Source organism: Lysobacter sp. P5_B12 (assembly GCF_056400425.1).
The window spans coordinates 132,492-157,051 of the sequence record NZ_JBFULG010000003.1 but is presented as its reverse complement, the minus strand read 5'-3'; the positions used below and the strand labels follow the sequence as shown (position 1 = coordinate 157,051).

The following is a 24,560-nucleotide window of genomic DNA, read 5'->3' as shown; positions in this document are numbered from 1 at the left end:
CTTGCCGCGCCGACGCGGGCCCACCGCCCGTCATCGGGCATCGACGCCTCGCCATGGCATAAGGGCCCGCATGAACGCACCGGGTTTCGCCGACGCCGACCGCCTGCTGCCCCGCGTGGCCGCCGGCGATCGCGTGGCGTTCGAAGCGCTGTACCAGCAGACCGCGCCGACCCTGATGGGCATCTGCCTGCGCGTGCTGCCCGATCGCGCGGAAGCCGAAGACGTGCTGCAGGACGTGTTCGTCCTGGTGTGGGGCAAGGCCGCGCAGTTCGATCCCGCGCGTTCTCATGCGATCGGCTGGCTGTGCAGCATCGCGCGCAACCGCGCGATCGACCGCCTGCGCACCCTCCCCGCGACCGCAACGCGCGCCTCGATCGAATGGGCCGAAGCGATCCCCGATCCCGGCCCCTCGCCCGCGACCACCGCGCAACGCGCCGCCGATCACGCACGCCTGGACGATTGCATCGAGGAACTCGACCCGCGTCGCCAAGCCCTGATCCGCACGGCGTTCTACGAGGGCGCGACCTACGGCGAACTCGCCGAGCGCTCCGGCTCGCCGCTGGGTTCGATCAAGAGTTGGATCCGGCGTGCGCTCGCGCAACTCAAGGCGTGCCTGGAACGATGAACACGACCGCCGACCGCATCGACCCCAGCGATCCGTCGCCGCCGGACGATGGCGTGCTCGCGGGCGAATACGTGTTGGGCGTGTTGGATCGCGCACAACGCGAGCGCGTGCAATCGCGCATCGCGCGCGACCCTGCGTTCGCCGCGTTGGTGGCATCGTGGGAAACGCACTTCTCGCCCTGGACCGTGCGCGTGGACGCGGTCGCGCCCGGCGCGCAAGTTTGGCCGCGCATTCGCACGCAGTTGGGCTGGAGCGCGGTCGAACCGGCGCGCACCGGTTTGTGGAACAGCGTTGCCTTCTGGCGCGTCGCGACGACGCTCGCGGCTGCCGCCGGCGTCGCAGCGATCGTGCTGTTGTTGCAACGTCCGCCTGCACCTGCGCCCACGCCGCCGACGGTCGTCGTGCGCCCGCCTGCAGTCGAAGCGCCGGCCCTGCCCGTCACCGTTCTCGCGCGCGACGACGGCAGCACGGGATGGATCGCGCGCATCGATCCGGCCAACGGCAAGGTGCTGATGGTGCCGGTGCCGACGCCCGCCGACGCGAAGGGCCGCGTCAACGAACTTTGGGTCATCCCCGAAGGCCGCGCGCCGATCTCGCTCGGCAAGATTTCCAATGCGCAGGCGCTCACGATCGACGTGCCGGCGACGTTGCGACGCGAACTCGCCGTCGGCGCGACCCTCGCGGTCTCGCTCGAACCGCCGACCGGCATCCCGCACGCCGCGCCGACCGGCCCGATCGTCGCGAAGGGCGGCATCACGCAGCTATAGCGGCGGCGACTCCAGCACCATGTATACATCCGCCCGCGCGTAGTGCGACCCCGGGCGCGGCGCGGGCCGATGGCGAAACCCGACGCTTTCGTACAAGGCAAGCGCGGGCGCGAGCTTGCTGCTCGATTCCAGGAACAACTCGCGCCCTTGGATCTCGCGATACGTCGCGAGCGCCGCTTCCATCAACAGGCGACCGATGCCCTGCCCCTGGAACGCGGGGTCCGCCGCCATCTTGGTCAACTCGTAAACGCCCTCGCCTTCGTGCTTGAGCGCGACGGTGCCGATCGCCTTGTCCTCGTCGTCCACGGCGAACAACACGCGCCCGCCCTTCGCGAGGATGTGCGTGTCCGGGTCGGAGAGCACGGCGCGGTCCACGTCTTCCACGACGAAGAAGCGTTCCAGCCAGTCGATGTTGAGGCGCGCGAAATCCGCGCGCCAGCGGGGGTCGTAATCGGCGATGCGGGTCATCCCGCCAATGTTAGCGCCCGCGTCAACGCTTCTGGTACGGGTGGAAAATGAAATCCTGCTTGGCCACCTTCAGGTGGCACGCGTGGCCACAGTCGGATTTGCTGGACGCATCGGCGGAGAAGGTGTCGGTCTTGGCGTCGTAGTTGAACAACGCATAGCCCCAACCCCCGCTCTTCGGGAAGCGCTTGGCATCTTTCTCGATCACGAAAGCCTGGGTGAAAACGTCGGGCACGTCGACCACGAACGGCGCGGTGGTGCTCTTCTTCGGCTTCCACTGCAGCTTGGCGATCTTCGAGCCGTCGGGGAAGGGCTTGCCGTTGCCCGGGATGCCGGACTTGTAGGCCTTGATCATCGTCGGGTTGGCGACGATCACCTTCAGGACCTCGTCGGTGCGCGCCGACGACACCACCGACCAGTCTTCGTAGCCGCGGAAGTCGGCGAAGGCGATGCCGCTCGGCGATTTCAGGGCGTACTTGTCGCCCTTGGCCTGCGCATACAGGCCCGTTCCGCAGAGAATGGCGGCTACCGCCGCCGCGATGACAAACGTGAATCGGCTGTCGCGTTTCATGGTGGATCCTCCTTGGAGGGGGATCACAGCAGAGCGCGTGTGCGGATTCGATTGGACCTTGGTATTGCCCCGCTAACTCGACAGGATGGCCTGCAGCCGCGCGGCATCCTCCACCGCGTGCGAGTGCGCGGTGTTGTCGAACAGGCACCACGCGGGTCGACGCTGGCGTGCCACCGCACGCAACTCGACGGCGAACGCAGACAGACGCGCATCCTCGTAGGCGCTGTAGTACATGCGCGGCGCGCCGTGCAATCGAAAATAGGACCACGCCCCTGCGCCGCCGGGCACGCCCGCGCCTTCCGGCACCGGCGGATCGGCCGCCACGCGCGCGATGTCATGGCGGTCCCACAACGCATCCACGCGCGGTTCGAACCAACTGGCATGGCGCGGCTCGCAGGCGATCGGCGCATCGAACACGGCGCGCATCTGCCGGAAGAACGTCCCCGCCACGCGCGCGTCGAAGGCCAAGGACGGCGGCAATTGCACGAGCACGCCGCCGAGCTTCGTCCCCAGCCCCGCAACTTCTTCCGCGAAACGCCGGATCGCCGGACCACTGCCGACCAGGCGCGCTTCATGCGTGATGGCCTTCGGCAGCTTCACCGAGAACCGGAACGCGCGCGGCACCGCGGCGGCCCAGCGCACGAAGGTATCGGGACGATGCGACCGATAGAACGTCGAATTCACTTCGACCACGGAAAAACGCGTCGCATAACGCGCGAGAACGGAGTCGCCCGACCCGAACAACTCAGCATGTCGCGAAGCGATCGCCCACCCCGCGCAACCGATGCGGATGCTGTGCGCCGCGTCCTTCACTCCCGCGGCAGATGCAAGCGGAACGTCGTCGTCCCGTCCGCCGATTCGCCGCGGATGCTGCCGCCATGCGCCTGCGCGATCTGGCTGACGATGAACAAGCCCAGGCCCAGGCTCACGCGCTCCGAAGGACCGGCCGAGACGCCACCGCGCCGCAGCGGGTCGAACATCAGCTCCAAGGCCTCGCGCGATATGGCGGCGCCGGAATTGCGCACGACGAGATCGGGGCCGTCTCCCATGTCCCGCAATTCGACATGGATCTCGCCGCCCTGCGTGCCGTATTTCGCTGCGTTCACCACGAGGTTGGCGAGCGCTTCGCGGATCAGGCCGGCGTCGAATGCGCCGCGCATCGAGCCATGGACCGAGAAATGGATCCGCACGTCCGGCATCGCCGCCTGCAGCATCTCGACCTCCTCCCGGCAGGCATCGACGAGATCGACGTCTTCGCGCTCGAGCTCGAAGCCCACGCCCATCTCCGCGCGGTTGTAGACCAGCAGGTTGTCGAGCAGCTTGCTCATGCGCTGGCCGCTGCGCAGCAGGCGCTGCGCCGCATCGGCGACCGGCGCGTCGACGGCCATGCGCGCGATCAGTTCGGAGGTCATCAGGATGGCGCTCAGCGGGCTGCGCAGGTCGTGGCCCAGCACGCCGAGGAAGATGTGGCGCCAACGCCCGACTTCGGCCGCGAAGTGGGTGACCGATTCGGCGATGGCTTCGTCGATGGCTTCGTTGAAGCGCGTGATTTCATCGGGCGTGCCGGCCGAGGCGCTCGGCGAATCCGCCCACAACCGCAACACCGAGGCGCGCAGCGCGCGGTATTCGGACACCAGTTGCGAGATGTTGTATCCGCTGTGGGCGCGGAACAGCGCGTGCGTCCCCGCGGCCGCGCGCGGCGTGCCCGGCGGTGCGTGCGAGCGGCCCTCGGACTTTTCGATCTCCTGCGCGCGCGATTGCGGCGTGCGCAAGTCGGCGACGATCGCCGCGACGATGTCCGGCAAGTGATCGGTCAGGGCTTCGTCGTCGAGCGGCACGCCGACATCCACCGTGCGCGCGAACGTCACGGCGTGAGACACGATTTCATCGGCATGCGCTTCGATGAAGTCCGCCAACTTGTTGGCCATGTGGCCCACCCGGTCCGGATCAGTTGGCGGACATCCTACGGCACCCCGGGGCGGACTCCCCGGGGCCGGCCTTCACGCGTCGCGGGGCAACACGGTCAGCACGCGGGCCACGAACAAGTGGAACTCCCGGAGGTAATTGCGAAGGAATTCCTCGGTGGAGGCATCGGTCACCTCTCCCTGCTCCGTGATGAGCCCGGGCTTGAACTGGATATAGGCCTCCACCGTATTCATCAACGGCGAGTTGCAGAAGCACAACACGCTGCGCAGGTGTTGTTGCGCGACCGCCGTGCCGATCGCGCCCGGCGAGGTGCCGATGATCCCCGTCGCCTTGCGCGCAAAGGAGTTCTCGCCCCAGGGGCGGCTGGCCCAGTCGATGGCGTTTTTCAGCGCGCCGGGAATGGACCGGTTGTATTCCGGCGTGACGAACAGGATGCCGTCCATGCCCTCGATCGACTTCTTGAATGCGCGCGCCACCGGCGGATAGTCGGCGTCGAAGTCGTAGCAGTACAGCGGCAACTCGCGGATGGGGATTTCCTCGAGCGAGAGATTGGCCGCGTGCCCCATCTTCGCGAGCGCCTGTGCGAGCAGGCGATTGATCGAACCCTTCGCCAGGCTTCCCACCAGGAAGCCGATCTTGTACGTCGCCATGATTCACCTCCGGACACGCATGTCCGGAGGATGCTTGCATTGCGTGCGTTAGCGATCGGTCATTCGCGCACCGCGATGCATTGACGACAGAGGAGTGGCATCGAATGAAAGGCAATCGCGGATTCAACCCGGCATTTGCAGCGCTCGCGTTACTGCTGAGCGTGCCCGCGCTGGCGCAGGCCCAGCAGTCCGGGATTTCGCGCAAGGACCTGGTGCAGGAAGACCTGAGTGCGCCGGGCCTGCAGGCCGTCCAGGTGCGCGTGGGTTTCGCGCCCCGTGTCACGGCCGCGCGCCACAGCCACCCCGGCGAAGAGATCGCGTACGTCCTCACCGGACGCATCGAATATCGCGTCGATGGAAAGCCGCCCGTCGTGCTCGAACCGGGCCAATCGTTGTTCATTCCCGCGGGTGCCGTGCACGATGCGCGGAACCTGGGCGACACCGACGCGAGCGAGTTGGCGACCTACATCGTCGCGCGCGGCAAACCGCTGGTGATACCCGCGGCGCCCGCGCCGTGACGCATTACTCGAGGAAGCGCACGCGTCCGCTCGTCATTTCATAGATCGCGCCGACCGCCTGCCGGTCGACCTTGCCCAGGCGCGCCTGCCATTCCGGCGATTCGATGACGCGCCGCAGCGTCCAGCGCACGTTGGCTTCCACGCCCGCGTCCATCATCTCTTCATGCGGAAGCGATGCGTCGATCCCTTCCAGCGCCGGCGTGATGTTGGTGAGCAGCAGCGCGATGCGGCTGCTGTGCGTGGCGTCGTGGAATTTCTCGTCGATCGCCGCTTCCACCGCGCCGCAGCCTTCGTGCCCGAGGACGACGAGCAAGGGCGTGTCCAGATGTTCGCCGGCGTATTGCAATGACCCGGCGATCGCAGGATCGATGACGTTGCCCGCGACGCGAATCACGAACAACTCGCCGAATGAGGCATCGAACACCAGCTCGGGTGGAACGCGACTGTCGCTACACCCCAGGATCGTTGCGAAGGGATGCTGGCCTTTCGCGAAGATCGGCGAGGATGTCCTTCTGCACGGTCGGGAAGCGTGCGTGACCGGCGAGGAAACGTTCGTTGCCGCGCTTGAGCCGTTCCAGCGCCTCGGCGGAGGTGGGCCGCATTTCATCGATGATCGGCTTTCTCACAGGCCTGCTCCCCAACGGTATTGCCACGCCACGCCGAGCGCATCGAAGTTGTTGCCGGTGCGCGCGGACACGCCGCTGCTCGCGGAAAACTTGATCGAATTGCGGCGATTGACCGGAATGGCGAGGGTCGCGCCGATGCGCCAGTTCTGCTGCAGGTCGTTGCTCAAGCGGTCGTCGATCGTCGAACGGCCGCCGGCGAACCACGTGCCGTCGACCGACAACCACTTGCCCGAGGCGAACCCGTAGATCACGTGCGCCTGCAGGGAATACAGCGGATCCTGCGCGCGCGTGCGGCCACCGTAGAAGTCGTTGTTGTCGGTGAAGAAGGTCACGGCCGCCTGCCCTTCCAGCGTCCAGGGCCCGAGCGCCTTGGAAATCCCGACCTCCGGTTTAAACGACCAGCGATGCGTGCCGATGTTGACGAGCTTGTCGGCGTCGTACTGCCCCAGCGGCGGCGAGACCTGCAGGCTCGCGCCGATGATGAGGTCCTGCTTCCAACCGCGGAATTCCTGCATCGATAACGCCGGCGCACCGATGAGGTTGATCGACACGCGGAAGGCCGGACGGGCGAACCCATCGACCCTGCGTTCGACGGGCGCGCCCTGGTACAGCGCGTTACCGTTGAGCCAGGTGTAAGGCGCGATCACGTCGAACTTGCCGGACTTGCCACCGATGTCGAGCACGCGTGCGTAGGCCACGAGCAAACTCGACGTGTTCAATTGCGGGTCGGTGACCGGGATCGACGGATCGGTCGAAAGACCGCCGCGCGTGGCAACCGCGCCGGCGATGACGAAATTCACGCCAACGGGGGCGTTGGAATAGGCGCGGGGTTCGATGTCCTGGGCGCGAGCACTGACTGCGAGGCCCGAGAGACTCAGCAAGGCGAGCGCAGGCAGGACCCGGTTCATGCGTCGCATCATCCGCCATTTCCGCACCAACGCTAACCCGGAAGGGTGCGTCGCTTGCGTCACGGGCCTGCGTTCCCCCCAGTGTCGGCTTCATCCATGCGGTACGGCGCCCCATGCCGGAAGCGGAAGCCGCGCGCAGGGATTCCATCATGCATATCCGCACTCATCGCGCGGCCAGCGTCGCTTGCGTCCTGGCCGGCGTTTTCTTTTCCGCCGCAGTGCACGCGCAAAACATTTCCGGCGCCATCTTCACCACCATCGCCGACGGCAGCACCGTCAACGGCAACCACTACGACAGCAAGCTCGACGTTTATCTCAACGGTGGACCGCAGAACTGCATCTCGCCGGGCCTGCCGGCTGGCGACTATTACTTCATGGTCACCAATCCGCCGGGCAACCTGTTGCTCTCCCTGGATTCGACCTTCGACCGCAAGTTCCGCGTGACCGCGGCCTCTTCGGGCAAGATCGCGGAGAACATCGGCAACACGCTTACGCACCCCAACGGCACGTCGCCCTGCGCGGGTGGCATCACCGTGCGCCTGGCGAAGGACCTCACCGACTTCGCCGACACCGACAACCCCGGCGGCGTGTACAAGGCCTGGATCACGCGCGCCGCGGATTTCGAAGCCTACTGCGGCGTCGGCATCGACTGCGGGCTGGACGGCTTCATCCACAGCAACACGAAGACCGACAACTTCAAGGTCGCCGGCGAAGAAGCCTTCAACGGTGCGCTGGAGGCGTACAAGTTCTACGACAAGAATGCGAACGGCCAATACGACGCGGGTTACGACATCGACCTGCCGGACTGGCCCATGACGCTCACCTCGGCCAAGCAGGGCGTGAATTCGACACATCAGACTGGCGCGGATGGTGTCGCGACGTGGGATCCGCTGGTGCCCGACAACGACTACTTCGTGCAGGAAGGCACGCCGGTGCAGGGTAACTGGGTGCACTCGACGACGATCTACGTCGGTCACGACGGTTCGCCGCAGAATCCGGGCGGCCCGCTCACGGTAGTGGGCGGCGCGACGACGACGATCGCCTTCGGCAACTACTGCACCATTCCGTCGAACGGCCGCACGCTCGGCTTCTGGAGCAACCGCAACGGACAGGCACTGGTGGATGCGGGCGATCTCGCGGCGTTGGTCGCGCTCAACCTGCGCAATGGCGCCGGCGCCAATTTCGACCCGGCCAACTACGCAGCGCTCAAGACCTGGTTGCTCAACGGCAATGCGGTCAACATGGCCTACATGCTGTCGGTGCAGCTCTCGGCGATGAAGTTGAACACGCTCAATGGCTTCGTCAACGGCAACGGCTATTACGTGCCGGCCGGCATGACCATCAACGCCCTCATGACGGCGGCCAACACGTCCCTCGGCCTGTACGGCTTGACGTTGAGTGGCCACGCGCAGCGGGCGAACCAGGAGCAGTTGAAGAACTGGCTCGATCAGTTGAACAACAACGCCGGCGTGCTGTCGCGGTATCCGTGCAAGTACTCGTTCTGAGGCACGTATCGGGGCGGGACTCTCTTCATCGAGAGCCCCGTCTCACTGCATCCGTCGAAACCCGGCCCGCACCTCGTCGGTGAAGAAGACCGGTTGCTCCCAGGACGGGAAATGCCCACCCCTGGGCAGCGTGTTGAAATGCACGAGCTTCGGGTAGGCCTGCTCCGCCCAGCTTCGCGGCATCTGGAAGATCTCGTCCGGGAAGGCGCTCACCGCGGCGGGTACGTTCACGCCCTTCACCGCGAAGTACGGCGTCTTGTTTTCCCAGTAGAAACGCGCCGCGGAAATCGCGCTGTTCGTCAGCCAGAACAGCGTGATGCTGTCGAGCACGTCGTCTGGCGTAAGACCTTCGGGCACCCCATCGATCGAGCGCGCGATCATCTCGTAGCTGCGCGGATACAGATCGATCATGAAGGCCGCCAGGCCCACGGGTGAATCGGCGAAGGCCGTGAGCGTCTGCGGACGGTCGCCCATCAGCACGGCATAGCCGATGTGCTTGTAGGCGAATGCGATCTGCTCGCAGGCGTGCTGCTCTTCCTTGCTGAGCCCTGCGGGCAGCGGATCGCCACGCGCGAGTGCCCGGTCGATCTCCGGCGGCACGACGCCCCCCATGTTCGTATGCATGCCCACCAGGCCGGGCGGCGCCTTCGATGCGATCAGGTCCACGATGATCGCGCCCCAATCGGTCCCGGAGATGCCGTAGCGCGTGTAACCCAGGCGCTCCATCAATGCGATGTAAGCATCGGCGACGCGCACCGGGTTCCAGCCCGTTGCGGCGGGCTTGCCGGAGAAACCGAACCCCGGCAACGAGGGGATCACCAGATGGAACGCATCGGACGCCTCGCCGCCGTGCGCCGTCGGATCGGTCAGGGGCCCGATCACTTTCATGCGTTCGATGATCGAACCCGGCCAGCCATGCGCCAGCAGCAGCGGCAGCGCATCGTCATGTTTCGAACGCACGTGGAGGAAGTGGAAATCCAGCCCGTCGATGGTCGTGATGAAGTTGGGCACTGCATTCAACGCCGCTTCCATCCGCCGCCAGTCGTACTGCGTGGCCCAATGGCGCGCGAGCTTCTGGATGGTCGCCAGTTGCGTGCCTTGGGTCGAATCGTCGACGGTCTCGCGATCCGGCCATCGCGTGCTCTCGATCCGCCTGCGCAGATCGGCCAGGTCGGCGTCCGATGCCCGGAACTCGAACGGGCGGATCGCAGCGATGTGGTCGATGCGTGTCATGAGCCCAGGATCACGGCCAGGTTGACCAGTTCGGCGAACGATTGCGCCTGCATCTTGCGCATCACGCGGCCCCGATGGACCTTGACCGTGATCTCGCTGATGCCCAGGCCCGCGGCCACCTGTTTGTTGAGCAGGCCCGAGACGACACCACGCATGACGTCGCGTTCGCGCTGCGTCAGGGAGATGTAGCGCGCTTCCAGTGCTTCTTCCACCTTCGCGCGATCGATCGCCGACCGGCTGAAGGCGATCGCGTCGCGGATGGCATTCAACACGGCGTTCTCGGACACCGGTTTGGAGAAGACTTCGATCGCACCCGCCTTCATCGCGTGCACGGTCGTCGGCACGTCGCCATGTTGCGTCATCAGGAGGACCGGCAAGGATGCGCAGTGGGCGACCATGCGTTCGTGGAGTGCGCGCTGATCCAGGTCGGGGAGTTCCGCGTCGACGATCGCGCAACCGGGAACGCAGGGATGCCGGTGCGCGAGGAAGGCGCGCGCGGCGTCGAAGCACTGCACCTTCCAACCGCATCGCAACAACAAACCCGCGAGCGAACTGCGGAAGCCTGCATCGCCATCGACGATGTAGACGATCGGTTTGGCGGACCACGAAGCTCGGGGCGTCGCCGCCTCCCGCGCACGCCAGGGTTCCCGGCCGATGGAGATCGCCCGATGATGGCGCCGCGTCTCGCGCGCCGGACGCAAGTAACAGGCGAACATCAGGTGACCCTTGCACTCCAGCGCACGCACCGCGAGCCGCAGGCAAGACAGCGCACCATCGGCGCGCAGCGTGCACGCTTCGGCGAACCCGCCGTTGGCCTGCACGTCGCGCAGCCATCCCATGCCATCGCCCTGCACGGACGGGCGCAGCAGATCGATGAAGTTGAGTCCCTTGAGGTCCGCGCTCGCGTAGCCCAGCAAGCGTGCGGCCACCGTGTTGAGCGTCACGACGATCCCCGCTTCGTCGATCGCGAGCATGCCATCCGGCGCAAGCGCCACCAGCGCGGTCGACATCGTCTCTTGCGCGAACGTGCGCCCTTCAGGCGCTTCGGAACGTGGGGCGGCGGACATGCCGAAACGGAACATGCGGGAATCACGCAAGCATGCGCCGGGGACGCACGGAGTGCACGTGCTTTTTCGTGCCAACGCCGCACGCGATGCCGATGATCTCGGCATCGCGTTTGATAAAACCGCAATCGACATGATTGCAACCGTCGCTTCAGTTGCGCAGCGTCCGGAAGCCCGCACGCATTTCTTCAGTCAACAACTGCGGCTGTTCCCAGGCGGCAAAATGCCCGCCCTTCGCCACGCGGTTGTAATGCATCAACTTCGGATACGCCTTCTCGCTCCAGCTCTTGGGCGCCGGATACAGCTCGTCGGGGAAGACGCTGACGGCCGTTGGCACCTTCGCGCCCTTGACGTCGAAATACGGCTCCTTGAATTCCCAGTACAAGCGGCCGCCGGACACGAAGGTGTTCGTCAACCAGGCGATGGTGATGTTGTCGAGGATGTCGTCCTTCGTCAGGCCTTCGCTCTTGCCTTCGAACACGCGCGCGATCAGCCGGTAGCTGCGTTGATCGTGATCGAGGAAGTAAGCGGCCAGACCGATGGGCGAATCCGCCTGGCCATACAGCGTCTGCGGCCGCAGGCCCATCTGATAGCCGTACGCGACGCCCTTGGTGTAGACGAAGCGCAGGCGATCGAATGCTTCCTGTTCTTCCGCCGTCATGCCGGCAGGCGGCGGTGCGCCGGTAGCGAGCGCCTTCGAAACATCGGCCGGCACCACGCTGGGCAGGTTGACATGGATGCCGAGCAACCCCGCAGGCGCCTGCGCGCCCATGTATTCGGTGATGAACGAGCCCCAGTCGCCGCCCTGCGCGACGTACCTGTCATAGCCCAGGCGCGTCATCAGCACGTTCCAGGCTTTTGCGATCTGTTTGGGATCCCAGCCGGTGGTGCTCGGGCGCTCGGAGAAGCCGTAGCCCGGCATCGAGGGAATCACCACGTGGAAGGCATCGGCGGCCGTTCCGCCGTGCGCGGTTGGATCCGTCAACGGTTCGATCAGCTTGAGCTGTTCGATGATCGAGCCCGGCCAACCATGCGTGATGATGACCGGCATTGCGTTTTCGTGCTTCGAGCGCACGTGGATGAAATGGATGTCGAGCCCGTCGATGTTGGTGATGAATTGCGGCAGGCCATCCAGGCGTGCTTCGACTTTCCGCCAGTCGTAGCTATCGCCCCAATATTTGGCGAGCGCCTGCATCGTCGCCAGTTGCACGCCCTGCGAATCGTCGTCGACGGTCTCCTTCTCCGGCCATCGTGTCGCCTTGATACGGCGTTTCATGTCGGCCAGGTCGGTATCCGACGCCTTGAAATGGAAGGGGCGAATGTCGGTGGGGGCACCGGCAGTCGTAGTTTCTGCTTGTCGAGCCATGGCTGTTTCTCCTTTCGGTGCCAAGGGCTGACGGCCGCTGAGCGGCGAAGTCCCTAGCCGACGAATGACAACAGACCGGCATGCATGCGGCGATTACACGTTGGTATCGGCGATACAAAGGTATATCGCGGGCGTCACTGGCTGCGGAACGTCGCGCCCTCTGCAGGCAGCAGTGACACCTGTTCCCTCGCCAACATCGCCGCCAGTCCTGCATGTTGTTCGCGATACAGCCGATGCAATTCCGCATTGCGCGCGACGATACGCGGATCACCGGCAATCCCGAGCCAGCGTTGGCGTGCCTCCCTGCCCGCTTGTTCGGTGTAACGCGACTCCAGCTCGACGCGCACCAACGCTTCGCGATCCGGCCGCAGGAAGGCGACATACCGCGCATTCCAGGGCTTGCGCATCCACGCCTCCCCTTTCAACGCCGTCACCGCGGCGAACAACTGCGCGCGTTGCGCATTCCAGTCGGCCGGTTCGGCCAGGCACGGCGCCAACGCCGCGAGCCTGCGCACCTGCGCGTTGATCTGCACGCCGCTCGTGGCGAGTGCGCGGATATCCGTGGCGTCGTAGCGCGCAGGCAGCACGCCGGCGCGCACAAGAGCCTGGCGCATCTGCGCCGTGCGCCCGAGTTCCACTGCCGCCAGACAGCCCGCGCCCATGGCGGCAGTCCAGTTCCAGCGGCGTTCTTCGGCGGCGCGTGGGATCAATGCGATCGCACCGTCATACGCGGCCAACGCATTGCCACGCGCGTTCTCGAGTACCACGCGGTTGCTTTCGGCGAACAGGTTGCCGGGCGCCAGGCGTTGCGACACGGCGAGCCATGCATCGGCGGCGGCCGGTTCGCCCAGGCCCTCCAGGAAGGGCGTCATCTCCGCAATCGTCTCCTGGTCGTCCGGATCGATGCGATGCGCGACGAGCGCCCAACGCACATACCCGGCGAGGTCGTTGCGGAACGCGGCGACACCCGCCATCGCCGCCGCGGAATTCGGGTTGCGGGGCTGCAACGCCCACGCGCGCTGCGCACTGACCTGTGCTTCGTCGATCCGGCCCAACCACAACAACGCACTGGTCCTGAGGAAATACAGCGAGCCGTTGAGCGGATCCAGCCGCAGCACCGCATCGATGTCCGCCAGTGCCGCCTCGAACTCCATGTCGTACAGGTGATGCCGCGACTGCGTGGCGCGCAGCCACGTGTCGTTGGGCGCGTGCGCGATCGCCTGCGCCAGCAAGCGCCGCGCATCGTCGAACTCGCCCGCGTCTTCGGCCAACTCCGCGCGGAACCCGAGCAACTGCCCGTTGCCCGGATCGATCCGTGCGATGCGATCGAGCCAGGGCCGCGCACGCAGCCCCGCGGTGCGCCGCGAAATCTTGCCGGTTTGCGCCATCAACATCCACACGCGCACCAGGCCGTACATCGCGTCTACGTAATGCGGATCGTGGGATAGCGCCTTCTGCATCGCTTGCTCCGCGACACCGAGCGAAGCGTAACTGTCGATCGCGATCTGCTGCAGCCCATGCGCATACGCATCGTAAGCCGCCACGTCGTGCGTACCGCCCTGCACGATCTGCGCGCGCTCGCCCGGCAGCACTTCACCGACGAGCGCCTTGGCGACTTCCGCGGCGATCTCGTCCTGGATCGCGAACAGATCGGCCATGCGGCGATCGTAACTGCGCGACCACAACTCCGACCCATCGTCGGTGCGCACCAACTGCGCCGTGATGCGGACCATGTCGCCGGACCGTTGCACGCTGCCTTCCACGAGCGTCGCCACGCCGAGCAACTCACCGATGCGGCGCACGTCCTCTTGCTTCCCACGGAAAGTGAAGGACGAAGTGCGCGCAGCGACCTTGAGCTTCGGCACCTGCGCGAGTTGATGCAGCAGCGTCTCGCTCAACCCGTCGGAGAAATATTCATCCTCCGGCCGCGACGAGAGATTGAGGAACGGCAACACCGCCGTCGACGCCGCCCCCAGCCGCGCATCCGACCCGCGCAACCCCACATCGCCACTCAACCCGTGCACGAACCAACCCACGGCCGCCGCAAACAACAGCGCCGCTACGGTGAACACGCGCTTGTTGCCCTTCGGCGCCCGCTCCAACTTCAGGCCTTCCGGCGTGAGCTCGGTGAGCCACGCGATCACCACCGCCACCGGCAGCCCCAGCAACATGAGCAACGTGATCATCCGCGGCGCCCAATCGGGCAAGCCCAACTGCGGCGCCACCGTGGCACCGACCTGGATCACCAGCCATGCGACCACCAGGTAGCCTGCGGCGACCTTGAAGACCTTGCGGCGCTTGAGCTCCGCGAGCAGCGACATCGGCTCTCCGGCATGGGCCGGGAGACACCGGCACACTCCATCCAACGGGGGAGGTCGGTGGGACCGGTCCTGGGGGCGTTAAATTTCGGGATAGCCGGTCATCACTGAAAGCATGAGCATGGTCAGCCAAGCGTAGTGGCGACCATTCCCTTGAAGATCCAGCGTGTGACTTGGGGCAGCGCGTCGGGTCTGGTGGTCAGCGACGAGTTGATCGAAAGTCATTGGATGCATCCAAACACCAACCTTCCATCATTGAAGGGTCAATTCTTGGCACTGCGCTTCAAGATCAAAGAGAGTTCCGAAAGGAAATACTCCAGCATTTCGTCCTGGGACTCGAAACTCGCGGCTTCCAGCATCCTGTCGGTTTCGACACCCTTCATCCCAAGCTCGTCTTCGTAAATCCACAAGGTCAATGACGGCAACACAGCGACAAGGAAGGTCTCCTTGACCCCACCCAGCTGAAAATCAATCGCCGTCCCGGCCTCTTCAAACAGCGCCTCAATTGCCAGCCGGGATTTGATTTGAAACGGCGTCAGCGTCGTACCGGCCATGCGAACCCACGGTGCCCTGCCCCTTGGGCAGCGTACGGCGTAACCGCGACCTACGCCACCAACCCCAACATCCGAGCCCGCTCCAACGCATGGCTACGCGACCCGGCCGACAGCTTCGCGTACACATTCTTCAGATGCCACTTCACCGTCTCGCCGCTGACGTCCAGCACGCGCGCAATCGCCTTGTTCGGTAACCCCCGTCCAAGGAGGTTGAGGACTTCCGATTCCTTGGAGGTGAGCATCGGCGACTGCAGGTCGCCGGCGGCGATGACGGGTGCGCGTTCGGGTACCTGAGCGCGTGCGATCAGTTTCTCGGCCTGGGGATGCGAGTCTGTGGACAGGCGTGCGTGGCCGGTGATCGAGGTCAGTGCCTGCGCTTCGTGCAGCAGGGCGTCGGCGCCGGCGTCGCCGAGTTGGGTGCCGACGATGCCGCGCAGCATCTTGATGCGCAGGTCGTCGTAGCCGCGGTGGAGGCTTGCGGCCAGACCGTCGGCTTCGGCGAGGTGCAGTTTGGCCGCGCCGAGGTCGTCCGCGCCGATGGCCGCATGCGCGCGGGCGATCGCGGCGGCGAGGCGGTATTCGCCGCGGAGCGGTTTGAGGTCGTCGGCGTCGAACGCGGGCGCGAGGCTTTCGAGCGTGGCCAGGTGGCGCGCGACGGTTTCGCGGCGTGCGTGCGCGGCATGCAGGCGGATCTGTTCGGAGAGTGCGACGGCGCGCAGGCGCGGCAGCTTGCGTCGCACGGCCAGTGCGTCGAGTTGTTCCAGCGCCGCCATCGCGCTGCGTTCGTCGCCTTGTTCGAGTGCGGCGAAGGCGAGCGTGCGATAGGCGAACAACAGGTTGTCGGGAAAGCCGTTGCGCTCGATGACATCCAGGCGATTGGCGAGCATGGCCTGCGCCTGCGCCGCGTCGCCGCGCTGGTAGACGGCGGTGGCGACGACCGAAGCGAGCAGGCACGCGATGACGGTGCGGCGGCCTTCGCGTTCGGCGTGCAACAGGGCCGGGAGCAGCGCGGCTTCGGCGCGCACGGGCTGGCCGTCCCACAGGTGCGACATCGCGCCGAGCATCTGTCCCAGCGCCGCGGCCAGGCGCAGCGTGCCGGCGTTGCCGTAGGGTTGTTGCTGCGCGATGCAGGCGCGCGTCTGCGCGGTCTGGCCCTGGTGGAGCGTGTAGACGGCGCGCGTGTTCAAGGCCGCGAGTGCGTACAGCGGGCCGCCGCCCTCCTCGTCTTCGCCGGGCCAGCGCTCCAGGAAACCGGGCAGCAGGCCGAGGCGATCGGCGAACACGGCCGACCCGGCACCGATGCGCAACGCAGTTGCGCGCGCGCGTGGTGTCATGTCGGGTTCGTCGAGGACTTCGCGCGCCATCGCCAGCGCATCCACGTTGCGATCGCCGAAGGCCAGCACCGATGCGCCGACCAGGCGCAGTTCCAGATTATTGGCGATCATCTCCGGCGGCAGGCGATCCAGCCATTCGCGCGCTTCGGCGAGTTTGCCGACGGTGCTCAGGGCCCACAGCGAACGCGCGGCGTAATCTTCGGCCAGGGCGTCTTCGCCGGCGGCGAGTGCATGCGTCGCCGCTTCGTGGAAGCGTTCGCGCTTCGCGTACCAGCGCGAGGCGCGCGCATGCAGGGCGTTGCGTTCGTGCGGGGGCAAGGCTTCGAGCCGGCTCGACAGGAAGTCGCGCGCCAACGGATGCAGGCGCACCCATTGCGTGTGTTCGCCCGAAACCATGAGCGGGGTTTCCCGCACGAGGTGTTCCAGCATCGCCTGGGGTTCGGCGCAACCGGTGACGGCCTCGAACAGATCTGCGTCGAAGTGTTCGAGGATCGAGGCGCGCACCAGGGCTTCGCTGACTTCGGGCGACAGGCCGGCGAGCAAGGCGGTGTCGAAATACGCCTGCAATGGTCCGTGGCGCGCGGACAGCGTGCGCACCGCGCGGCCCGGATCGTCGGCGCGTTCGATTTCGCCGATCGCCAGTTGCAGGCCGATGGGCCAGCCTTCGGTCGCTTCGTGCAGTTGCGCGCATTCGTCGAGCGTGAGGCGTTCGCCCAGGCGCGTCTGCACGATTGCGTTGGATTCCTCGAAGCGCAGACGCAGGTCTTCGGTGCCGAGTTTCGCCAGCTGGCCCTTGGCCGCGAGTTCGGACAGCTGCAATGGGAGCTCGATGCGCGAACCGATGGCGACATGCAGGTTCGACGGCGCATTGAGCAACAGGTATTGCAGCGCGGCACGCACGCTGTCGCCGGGCAGGCGTTCGGCGTCGTCGATCACCAGGCCCACCGACTTGCGGCAGGCCGCGACCGCGGCGAGCAACTTGGTCAGGCCCGACACTGCGTCGTCGTCGCGCGCATCGTCGGTATCGACGTCCAACACGCCGCCCACGCGCAGTGCGTGCCCGAGTGCGATCACGAAACGCGCCGGGTGGTCGTTTTCCCCGGAGGTCATCCAGGCCACGTGCGTGCCTGCGTCCATCCACCAGCGGCGCCATTGCAGGAGCGTCGTCGATTTGCCGTAGCCGGCGGGCGCCGTGATCGTCAGGACGGCGTCGTTGTGGTGTTTCCGCCATGCCGCGTGCAGGCGTTCGCGCTCGAGCGCGGCGCGGGGCATGCGGGGCGGTGTGGCCTTGAGGACGAATTCGGACACGTTCATTACGTCCAGAACGACGCGGACGCTCGTCGGAAGCGGTCAGCGCGGCAACGCGAAGTCAGCCGTGGCGGCCGGACCAGTGCACGTGGGTGATCTTCCAGCCTGCGTCGGTTTTCGCGAGCAGCATGGTTTCGACCACCATTTCGCTCGGTCCGCTGCCCGGCGTCGCGATGGCGCGCAGGCGCTTTTCGCTCACGACCCAGGCCACGTCGTTGCCGGCGCGCGCGTCGCGTCGCACCAGTTCGCGGTGGACGGTGCGCAACGCGGCCGAATCGCCCTTCGCCGCGCCGTCGATGTAGGCGTCGCGTTCGCCCAGGACCTGGCCGTTGGCGACGACGACGGCGTTGGGCGTCATTTGCGCGCGCGCAGTTTCGAGATCGCCGCCGACCATCGCCGACATGAAGGCGTCGACGACTTGCGCCGCATCCCTGGCGGCGGGCGAGGCATCGGGCGCACCGATGGACGTCCCGTTCGCCTGCGCGAAAGCCGGGCCGACCGCGATGGTTGCGAGCGCGAGAGAGGTGGCAAGAACGAGAGAGCGCATGGCGTTGACGGAGTACGGGGGATGCGCAATTAGCGGTAGTCGCGCTGTCGCACGCACCTCCCCAAAACGGGGGGGAGCCAATGGCCTTGCGATGAAAGCAGAGTCGGATGGTTGGCGCGTCAGGCCCAACCTGCTCGGCCTTGCCGATCCGATTACTCCAGGGGACTTCATTTCGTGAAAACCGCTCGTCGACACGCGCGTTCCAGGACTCTCGTCCGCGCGAACCTCACCGCTTCCTTGCTGATGGCCATGGGCCTGGCGCCGTCCATCGCAATGGCGCAGGACTGCGCCACCGCCACGCCGGGCCAGACCCAGTGCGCGGGCGCGACCGCGACCGGCGCGTTCGCCACCGCCGTCGGCAACCTCGCCACCGCCACCGGCACGAACAGTGCCGCGTTCGGCTACAACGCGAAGGCCACCAACACCAACACCGTCGGCGTCGGCAACAACGCCAACGCCAGCGGCCTGAATGCGATCGCCATCGGCAACAACGCGGTCGCCAGCGCCAACAACAGCACCGCGATCGGCAACGGCGCGAAGGGCCTGGGCATCTACGCCAATGCCATGGGTTACCTGGCCAATGCGCAGGGTTCCTACAGCAACGCGATCGGCGCCTACTCCAACGCCACCGGCAGTAACGGCTCGGCGTTCGGCTACTTCGCGCGCGCCACCGGCACGGCGACCACGGCGGTCGGCCGTTCGACCAACGCCTCGGGCGCCAACGCGACCGCCGTCGGCGATCGCGCGGCCGCTGCCGGTGCCTATGGCACCGCGATCGGCGGACGTGCCACCGCGGGCGGCATCTGGAGCACGGCGGTCGGCAAGTCGGCGAACGCCAGCGGCGCCTATGGCACTGCGCTCGGTGCGCAGGCGAAGGCTTCGGGCGCGCTGTCCACGGCCGTCGGCGTCGTCACCGAAGCGCTGGGCAAGTTCTCGGTCGCACTGGGCACCGATACGCACGCCTACCAGGACAACTCGCTCGCCATCGGTTCCTACGCGCGATCGATGAAGCAGTACGGCATCGCGATCGGCACGGGTGCGTACACCACGGGCCTGTTCTCGATGGCGATCGGCAACGAGGCGTTCGCCAACGGCTTCGACGCGACGGCCATCGGCTTCAGCGCCGGCGGTATCGGCGACGAATCCATTGCCGTGGGCTCCTATTCGTGGGCCTCGGGCAAGAACAGCGTTTCGATCGGCCTGGTGTCCACGGCGCGGTCGGACTACGCCTCGAGCCTGGGTGCGTACGCCAACGCCTACAGCTTCGCCAGCACCGCGATCGGCACGTATTCCAACGCCTTCGGTGAATTCAGCAACGCCACGGGTGCGTATGCGTGGACGGCCGGCGATTTCTCCAGCGCCACCGGTGCCTACGCCACGGCGCTGGGCAAGATGAGCACCGCCGAAGGCGCGTATGCGCAGGCGCGCGGCGAAGTCAGCGTGGCGACGGGTGCGTACAGCCTCGCCGTCGGCGACTACAGCACCGCCGTGGGCCCGCTGGCCGTGGCCGGTGGCGTCTCGAGCGCCGCCCTGGGCGATACCTCGTCCGCCGTCGGTGATTACGCCACCGCACTCGGTGCGTACAGCACGGCGCTGGCGAACAACAGCGTCGCGCTGGGTTCCTACTCGGTCGCCGATCGCGACAACACGGTGTCCGTCGGTGCGGTCGGTGCAGAGCGCCAGATCACCAACGTTGCGGCCGGTGCGCAGGATACCGACGCGGTCAATGTCGGCCAGCTCAACAACGCGCTGGTCGCGGTGGGCGCGAGCAGCGCCGCGCAGCTCGACACCGTCGCGGCTGCCTTCGGTGGTGGTGCGTCGATCGACGTCAACGGCCTGCTGGCGATGCCGACCTACAACCTGCAGGGCGCGAGCTACTACAGCGTGGGCGATGCCTTCGGCGCGGTCGACGGCTTCATGAGCAACCTGAGCAGCACGGTCACCCAGCTCACCACGCGCGTGTACACGCTGGAAAGCACGCCGGGTCTCGGCCTGCCGGTCGGCACCGGCACGGGCCTGGGCCTGGGCGCCGGCAGCAGCACGGCCGATACCACGGACGTGGCCTTCGGCCCGAACGCGACCGTCGGCGCCGACAGCGGCACGGCGATCGGCAGCGGCGCGACCGTGATCTCGACCGCGACCAACGCGGTGGCCATCGGTGCGAATTCGGTCGCCGACCAGTCCAACACGGTCTCCGTCGGCTCGGCCGGCGCCGAACGCCGCGTGACCAACGTCGCCACCGGCACGGGCACCACCGATGCCGCCAACGTCGGCCAGGTGCAGGCGGGCGATGCCGCGACGCTGCAGTCGGCCAACGCGTACACCAACACCTCCTCGGCGCAGGCCGTGAGCAGCGCGAATGCGTACACCGACGGCCGCATGCAGGCCTTCAGCGACCAGTTCACGCAGTTGCAGGACGACGTGAACCTGCGCCTGAACCACCAGGACCAGCGCATCGACCAGCAGGGCGCGATGAGCGCGGCGATGTTGAACATGGCGATCAACGCCGCGCACAGCCGCAGCGAGAACGGTCGCATCGGCGTCGGCGCGGGCTGGATGAACGGCGAAAGCGCGCTGTCGGTCGGCTACTCGAAGCAGATCGGCGACCGTGCGTCCGTCAGCCTGGGTGGCGCGTTCACCAGCGACGACAGCTCGGCCGGTATCGGCTTCGGTATCGACCTGTAGGGAGACGGGTCAGCGGCGCTCGCTCGGGGGAGAGAGCGCCGCGCAGGACACCGTGCCGGATCCGTCGTGGCGATTGGACCGGCACGGTGCTCCTGTTTTCATGGGTGTTTTAGTTGGTGTTTCGATCGGCGCGCCCGCATGGGCGCGTCTTTCGTTTTCAGGCTTCGTAAGCGTCGATCAGATCGGCGAGCGATGCCTGCACCGGCGCCAGGCCGGCGGCGTAACGGCGCCAACCACCGACGTTGCGCGTATGGATCGGCTGGCGCAGCTGCAAGGTGCTGGCAGTCGTGGTGACCGAGGTGTTGGCGAGGATGTCGGTGACACCCTCCACTTCCGGCAGGCCGAGGTAGGCCTGTACCCAGCGCGCCTCGGTGTCGGGATCCGCGGCCAGGTCTTCGTAGCGCACGTCGAGGATGCGGCCAGGCGCGATCGCGTGCCAATGGCGCATCAGGCGCGTGTAGTTGCGGTAATGCGTCGCCAGCTCGTCCAGCGCGTAGCTGTACGCGTAGTACTTGTGCGCGAACAGCTCCTTGAGGTTGGAGAAGCAGCTGTCCATCGGATGGCGGCGCAGGTGGACGATCTTCGCGTGCGGCAGCGCCCGCAGGATCGCGCCGCACCACTGGAAGTTCATCGGGTGCTTGTCGACGTAGAACGCCTTGCCGTCGGCGAACCAGGCGGTCTTGGCGAGGTAACGGTTGCCGAGCAGGGTCGGATCCAGGCACGCGAGGTAATCGCCGAACCATGGTTCCAGCGCCAGGTTGAGCCGATGGTTGTTCACCCACTGCATCTGCTGGCGGAAATCGTTGAGCTCGCCGCAGGTCTTGATCTGCGGGTGATTGCCCAGGATGCGTTCGAGCAGCGTCGTGCCGGTGCGCGGCATGCCGACGACGAAGATGGGGGTCGCCTCGCGCGGCACATCGCCGCAGTCTTCGATCCATTCGCGCGTGGTGGCGGCGATCAGCGCGTCGTAAGCGGCGGTTTCCTGCGCGGGGTCGTGTTCGGTCACGCTGCGGCGGGCGTTCGCACCGGCCATGAGCGACTCCCACGCAGCGTCGGTGTCGCCGAGCGCGTCGAGTTCCTTGAACAGGCCGTAGTGCAGGTAGGTGACGTCGTCGTTGTCGAGTTCGGGATGGCGCAGCGCCGCCTGCATGCGGGCCACGCGCTCGCGTGCGTCGTCCTTGCGCCCCAACTGGGCGCGGAACCAATGCGCGTGGCCGAAACACGGGGCTTGCGCGATGCTCTCTTCGCAGGAAGCCACCGCGCCGTCGAGCTGGCCGACGAAGCTGCGGACGATCGCCTGCATGTTCGCGACCATCGGATGGTCGAAGCCGGTTTCGCGCGCGCGGTCCAGGCACGACAGCGCCCGTGGCTGGTCTTCCAGGCTGCTGTACAGGCGCGCCAGATCGACCATGAGGTACGCGTTGTCCGGATGTTCCACATCCACCAGTCCCAGCGTGGCGTGGGCCAACTGCCATTCGCCGACTTCCACCAGCACCTGCGCGATCTCCAGCAGCTCCGCAGGCGCCGCGTGCATCGCGCGCGCGCTGGCCTGGAAGGCGTTGAAGGTCGCTTCGCGCGTCAGCCCGACCGCGTGGCAGATCTGCGCCAGCATCGCGTAGGCGAGCGGCAGGTCCGGCGCGTGCTGGATCAACTGCACGCACAAGGCTTCCGCCTCGGCCAGGCGCTTGTGCTGGAAATGGTCGATGGCCTGCTGCCACAAGGCCTGGAGATCGGGGTGCTGCATGGCGGATTACCGGGGGGCGAGGCTCGCGCCCGCAAACGCCAGTTGACCACCGTGCGCCCTCCCCCCGCCCCCCCTGAAATGGGGAGTTTCAATGCCCGCACGGGACGCCGGAGTCTTCGTTGTCGCGGTCAACCGCGTCGATCCGAATCTATCTTCCAGGGGAAAACATGTCGCCGCTTGCCAAGGCCCTGTCCGTGGCCATTTTCATGTCTGCCGCCGGCCACGCCGCCGCGGCCGACACCGCTTCGCCCGCCACCCGCGCACTGGGCGCGATCCACCAGAATCCGGCGGCCGCGCGCCTGTCGGCGTACGACAACTTCCAGGTGCGTGGCGTCGTGGTCGACCGCGACGGCACCGAACACGTGCGCATGGATCGCACCTACCAGGGCCTGCCCGTGATCGGCGGCGACCTGGTCGTGCATTCGAAGGCCGGCGTGCTCAAGCGCACGAGCATCACGCAAGCCGCGCCACTCAACCTCTCGGTCGCACCGACGATCGGTTCTCAGGCCGCCATCACCGCCGCGGGCACGCAGTTCGGCACGAAGTTCGATGTCCTGCCCACATCGCGCCTGGTCGTCTACGCACGCACCGCCAAGCCGAAGCTGGCCTATGACGTGCTGTACGTCGGCGCGAAGCAGGACGGCACGCCCACGCGCATGCACTACTACGTCGACGCCGCCAACGGCGCGATCCTCGGCAAGGTCGATGCCATCGAAACCGGCACGCTGCCCGGCACCGGCGCGCAGACCGGAACGCAGCCGGCCCCGCCGGTCACCACGCCGGCCATCGGCCCGGGCCTGTCGCTGTTCGCGGGCAACATCACGCTGAACACGCAGTGGAACGCCACGCGCCGCATCTACGAGCTGAAGGACACCACGCGCGGCGGCATCGCCATCACCGACATGGGCAACGGCTACCGCGGTACCGGCACGCTCATGGTCGATGCCGACAACAAGTGGGGCAACGGCCAGCTGAACGATCGCGCGAGCGCGGGCGTCGACGCGGCCTACGGTTTCGCGAAGACCTGGGACTTCTACAAGACCGCCTTCGGCCGCGAAGGCGTGCGCGACGACGGCGTGGGCGCCTTCGGTGCGATCCACTACCGCATCAACTACGTCAACGCATTCTGGAGCAACGACTGCTCCTGCATGTCCTTCGGCGACGGTAACGGCAGCACGGTGCGTCCGCTGGTGTCGATCGACATCATCGGCCACGAAGTCAGCCACGGCGTGACCGCGGCGACGGCCGCGCTGGTCTACAACAGCGAATCGGGCGGCCTCAACGAAGCCACCTCCGACATCCTGGGCACGATGGTGGAGCACTTCGCCAACAATCCGAAGCAGCCGCCGAACTACGTGATCGGCGACCAGATCTTCACCACGCCGGCGCCGGACAAGTTCATCCGCACGATGTTCAAGCCGCACCTGGATGGCATTTCGCCGGATTGCTACCCGAGCGCGACCAATGCCTCGAACGGGATCACGCTGGGCAACTTCAAGGCGATGGACGTCCACTACTCCTCGGGCGTCGCGAACCATTTCTTCTATCTGCTCGCCGAAGGCGCGGTGGTCCCGAACGGTTACGGTGCGGGCACGCCGACCAACCTGGGCGCGAGCGACCTGGTGTGCAACGGCAATGTCGGCCTGGCCGGCATCGGTCGCGACGCCGCCGCGCAGATCTGGTACCGCGCGCTGACCCTCTACATGGTGTCGAACACGGATTACGCCGGCGCGCGCATTGCGACGATGAATGCCGCGGGCGATCTCTACGGCGTGGGTTCGCCGAACCAGCTGGCCGTTGCGGCAGCATGGGATGCGGTGATGATGCCCTGATACGGGCGCGTCGA

Annotated in this window: 22 protein-coding genes; 6 read left to right on the top strand and 16 right to left on the bottom strand. The window is 66.6% G+C overall.

What is annotated here, in order from left to right; translation table 11 throughout:
• Positions 1-70 precede the first annotated feature (70 nt).
• The gene (locus AC1DOM_RS06895; protein WP_498961594.1) at positions 71-625 is read left to right on the top strand and encodes a sigma-70 family RNA polymerase sigma factor; all 555 of its coding nucleotides are present in this window, start codon (positions 71-73) and stop codon (positions 623-625) included.
• Positions 622-1,392: an anti-sigma factor gene (locus tag AC1DOM_RS06890; protein ID WP_498961593.1), complete on the top strand. Its 771-nt coding sequence runs from the start codon at positions 622-624 to the stop codon at positions 1,390-1,392. Before AC1DOM_RS06895 ends, AC1DOM_RS06890 begins: the two co-directional genes overlap by 4 nt.
• On the opposite strand, the gene AC1DOM_RS06885 is transcribed toward AC1DOM_RS06890, so the two are convergent.
• The 5 genes from AC1DOM_RS06885 to AC1DOM_RS06865 form a co-directional block, all read right to left on the bottom strand.
• Positions 1,387-1,860: a GNAT family N-acetyltransferase gene (locus AC1DOM_RS06885; protein WP_498961591.1), complete on the bottom strand. Its 474-nt coding sequence runs from the start codon at positions 1,858-1,860 to the stop codon at positions 1,387-1,389. The two genes, AC1DOM_RS06890 and AC1DOM_RS06885, sit on opposite strands and share 6 nt — an antisense overlap.
• 22 nt (positions 1,861-1,882) lie before the next feature.
• Positions 1,883-2,428 carry a cytochrome P460 family protein gene (locus tag AC1DOM_RS06880; protein WP_498961589.1) on the bottom strand — a complete coding sequence of 182 codons (546 nt, stop codon included), beginning with the start codon at positions 2,426-2,428 and terminating at the stop codon, positions 1,883-1,885.
• Positions 2,429-2,500: 72 nt separating this feature from the next.
• A complete protein-coding gene (locus tag AC1DOM_RS06875) occupies positions 2,501-3,241 on the bottom strand; it encodes a DUF72 domain-containing protein (protein WP_498961587.1) in 741 nt (246 codons plus the stop codon).
• Positions 3,238-4,356 carry a sensor histidine kinase gene (locus AC1DOM_RS06870; protein WP_498961585.1) on the bottom strand — a complete coding sequence of 373 codons (1,119 nt, stop codon included), beginning with the start codon at positions 4,354-4,356 and terminating at the stop codon, positions 3,238-3,240. The genes AC1DOM_RS06875 and AC1DOM_RS06870 overlap by 4 nt, the downstream gene beginning before the upstream one ends.
• A 72-nt stretch (positions 4,357-4,428) precedes the next feature.
• Positions 4,429-5,004, bottom strand: coding sequence for an NADPH-dependent FMN reductase (locus AC1DOM_RS06865; RefSeq protein WP_498961584.1), 576 nt, complete (start codon positions 5,002-5,004; stop codon positions 4,429-4,431).
• A 104-nt stretch (positions 5,005-5,108) separates the two neighbouring features.
• Between AC1DOM_RS06865 and AC1DOM_RS06860 the strand changes: the two genes are divergently transcribed.
• On the top strand, positions 5,109-5,522 hold the full coding sequence (locus tag AC1DOM_RS06860) for a cupin domain-containing protein (protein WP_498961582.1): 414 nt from the start codon (positions 5,109-5,111) through the stop codon (positions 5,520-5,522).
• Between the two features lie 4 nt (positions 5,523-5,526).
• Here AC1DOM_RS06860 and AC1DOM_RS06855 read toward each other — a convergent pair whose 3' ends face one another.
• Genes AC1DOM_RS06855 through AC1DOM_RS06845 form a run of 3 tightly spaced genes read right to left on the bottom strand, consistent with a single transcriptional unit; the run spans position 5,527 to position 7,056 of the window.
• A complete protein-coding gene (locus tag AC1DOM_RS06855; protein ID WP_498961580.1) occupies positions 5,527-5,946 on the bottom strand; it encodes a carbonic anhydrase in 420 nt (139 codons plus the stop codon).
• A 25-nt stretch (positions 5,947-5,971) separates the two neighbouring features.
• Positions 5,972-6,124: a hypothetical protein gene (locus AC1DOM_RS06850; RefSeq protein WP_498961579.1), complete on the bottom strand. Its 153-nt coding sequence runs from the start codon at positions 6,122-6,124 to the stop codon at positions 5,972-5,974.
• Between the two features lie 20 nt (positions 6,125-6,144).
• Positions 6,145-7,056: a transporter gene (locus tag AC1DOM_RS06845; protein WP_498961578.1), complete on the bottom strand. Its 912-nt coding sequence runs from the start codon at positions 7,054-7,056 to the stop codon at positions 6,145-6,147.
• Positions 7,057-7,205: 149 nt separating this feature from the next.
• Here AC1DOM_RS06845 and AC1DOM_RS06840 point away from each other — a divergent pair, with 149 nt between their 5' ends.
• The gene (locus AC1DOM_RS06840; RefSeq protein WP_498961576.1) at positions 7,206-8,561 is read left to right on the top strand and encodes a hypothetical protein; all 1,356 of its coding nucleotides are present in this window, start codon (positions 7,206-7,208) and stop codon (positions 8,559-8,561) included.
• Positions 8,562-8,603: 42 nt separating this feature from the next.
• Here AC1DOM_RS06840 and AC1DOM_RS06835 read toward each other — a convergent pair whose 3' ends face one another.
• From AC1DOM_RS06835 to AC1DOM_RS06805, 7 genes are all read right to left on the bottom strand, one after another.
• A complete protein-coding gene (locus AC1DOM_RS06835; protein ID WP_498961574.1) occupies positions 8,604-9,794 on the bottom strand; it encodes an epoxide hydrolase family protein in 1,191 nt (396 codons plus the stop codon).
• Positions 9,791-10,861 carry a LuxR C-terminal-related transcriptional regulator gene (locus tag AC1DOM_RS06830; protein ID WP_498961572.1) on the bottom strand — a complete coding sequence of 357 codons (1,071 nt, stop codon included), beginning with the start codon at positions 10,859-10,861 and terminating at the stop codon, positions 9,791-9,793. Before AC1DOM_RS06830 ends, AC1DOM_RS06835 begins: the two co-directional genes overlap by 4 nt.
• Before the next feature lie 148 nt (positions 10,862-11,009).
• Positions 11,010-12,224: an epoxide hydrolase family protein gene (locus tag AC1DOM_RS06825; RefSeq protein ID WP_498961570.1), complete on the bottom strand. Its 1,215-nt coding sequence runs from the start codon at positions 12,222-12,224 to the stop codon at positions 11,010-11,012.
• A gap of 134 nt (positions 12,225-12,358) precedes the next feature.
• Positions 12,359-14,545 (bottom strand): tetratricopeptide repeat protein, encoded by a 2,187-nt coding sequence (locus tag AC1DOM_RS06820; RefSeq protein ID WP_498961568.1) that lies wholly within the window; start codon positions 14,543-14,545, stop codon positions 12,359-12,361.
• Between the two features lie 260 nt (positions 14,546-14,805).
• Complete coding sequence (locus AC1DOM_RS06815; protein WP_498961566.1) at positions 14,806-15,096, bottom strand: hypothetical protein; 291 nt, start codon at positions 15,094-15,096, stop codon at positions 14,806-14,808.
• Positions 15,097-15,146: 50 nt separating this feature from the next.
• The gene (locus tag AC1DOM_RS06810) at positions 15,147-17,738 is read right to left on the bottom strand and encodes a helix-turn-helix transcriptional regulator (protein WP_498961564.1); all 2,592 of its coding nucleotides are present in this window, start codon (positions 17,736-17,738) and stop codon (positions 15,147-15,149) included.
• A gap of 61 nt (positions 17,739-17,799) precedes the next feature.
• Entirely contained in the window at positions 17,800-18,285 is a 486-nt protein-coding gene (locus AC1DOM_RS06805; protein WP_498961562.1) for a nuclear transport factor 2 family protein, read from the bottom strand.
• Between the two features lie 243 nt (positions 18,286-18,528).
• Here AC1DOM_RS06805 and AC1DOM_RS06800 point away from each other — a divergent pair, with 243 nt between their 5' ends.
• Positions 18,529-20,970, top strand: coding sequence for a YadA family autotransporter adhesin (locus tag AC1DOM_RS06800; protein WP_498961560.1), 2,442 nt, complete (start codon positions 18,529-18,531; stop codon positions 20,968-20,970).
• Between the two features lie 157 nt (positions 20,971-21,127).
• Here the strand turns inward: AC1DOM_RS06800 and AC1DOM_RS06795 are convergent, their stop codons facing one another.
• Positions 21,128-22,714: a tetratricopeptide repeat-containing sulfotransferase family protein gene (locus AC1DOM_RS06795; protein WP_498961558.1), complete on the bottom strand. Its 1,587-nt coding sequence runs from the start codon at positions 22,712-22,714 to the stop codon at positions 21,128-21,130.
• A gap of 167 nt (positions 22,715-22,881) precedes the next feature.
• Here AC1DOM_RS06795 and AC1DOM_RS06790 point away from each other — a divergent pair, with 167 nt between their 5' ends.
• A complete protein-coding gene (locus AC1DOM_RS06790) occupies positions 22,882-24,546 on the top strand; it encodes a M4 family metallopeptidase (RefSeq protein ID WP_498961556.1) in 1,665 nt (554 codons plus the stop codon).
• Positions 24,547-24,560 lie beyond the last annotated feature (14 nt).

Bases quoted from the DNA above. Each gene is read 5' to 3' on its own strand.
- AC1DOM_RS06890 (WP_498961593.1), top strand. From the start codon at position 622: ATGAACACGACCGCCGACCGCATCGACCCCAGCGATCCGTCGCCGCCG.
- AC1DOM_RS06815 (WP_498961566.1), bottom strand. From the start codon at position 15,096: ATGGCCGGTACGACGCTGACGCCGTTTCAAATCAAATCCCGGCTGGCA.
- AC1DOM_RS06860 (WP_498961582.1), top strand. From the start codon at position 5,109: ATGAAAGGCAATCGCGGATTCAACCCGGCATTTGCAGCGCTCGCGTTA.
- AC1DOM_RS06805 (WP_498961562.1), bottom strand. From the start codon at position 18,285: ATGCGCTCTCTCGTTCTTGCCACCTCTCTCGCGCTCGCAACCATCGCG.
- AC1DOM_RS06825 (WP_498961570.1), bottom strand. From the start codon at position 12,224: ATGGCTCGACAAGCAGAAACTACGACTGCCGGTGCCCCCACCGACATT.
- AC1DOM_RS06790 (WP_498961556.1), top strand. From the start codon at position 22,882: ATGTCGCCGCTTGCCAAGGCCCTGTCCGTGGCCATTTTCATGTCTGCC.
- AC1DOM_RS06840 (WP_498961576.1), top strand. From the start codon at position 7,206: ATGCATATCCGCACTCATCGCGCGGCCAGCGTCGCTTGCGTCCTGGCC.
- AC1DOM_RS06885 (WP_498961591.1), bottom strand. From the start codon at position 1,860: ATGACCCGCATCGCCGATTACGACCCCCGCTGGCGCGCGGATTTCGCG.
- AC1DOM_RS06880 (WP_498961589.1), bottom strand. From the start codon at position 2,428: ATGAAACGCGACAGCCGATTCACGTTTGTCATCGCGGCGGCGGTAGCC.
- AC1DOM_RS06835 (WP_498961574.1), bottom strand. From the start codon at position 9,794: ATGACACGCATCGACCACATCGCTGCGATCCGCCCGTTCGAGTTCCGG.
- AC1DOM_RS06820 (WP_498961568.1), bottom strand. From the start codon at position 14,545: ATGTCGCTGCTCGCGGAGCTCAAGCGCCGCAAGGTCTTCAAGGTCGCC.
- AC1DOM_RS06845 (WP_498961578.1), bottom strand. From the start codon at position 7,056: ATGAACCGGGTCCTGCCTGCGCTCGCCTTGCTGAGTCTCTCGGGCCTC.
- AC1DOM_RS06795 (WP_498961558.1), bottom strand. From the start codon at position 22,714: ATGCAGCACCCCGATCTCCAGGCCTTGTGGCAGCAGGCCATCGACCAT.
- AC1DOM_RS06895 (WP_498961594.1), top strand. From the start codon at position 71: ATGAACGCACCGGGTTTCGCCGACGCCGACCGCCTGCTGCCCCGCGTG.
- AC1DOM_RS06800 (WP_498961560.1), top strand. From the start codon at position 18,529: ATGGCCATGGGCCTGGCGCCGTCCATCGCAATGGCGCAGGACTGCGCC.
- AC1DOM_RS06870 (WP_498961585.1), bottom strand. From the start codon at position 4,356: ATGGCCAACAAGTTGGCGGACTTCATCGAAGCGCATGCCGATGAAATC.
- AC1DOM_RS06830 (WP_498961572.1), bottom strand. From the start codon at position 10,861: ATGTCCGCCGCCCCACGTTCCGAAGCGCCTGAAGGGCGCACGTTCGCG.
- AC1DOM_RS06850 (WP_498961579.1), bottom strand. From the start codon at position 6,124: ATGCGGCCCACCTCCGCCGAGGCGCTGGAACGGCTCAAGCGCGGCAAC.
- AC1DOM_RS06865 (WP_498961584.1), bottom strand. From the start codon at position 5,004: ATGGCGACGTACAAGATCGGCTTCCTGGTGGGAAGCCTGGCGAAGGGT.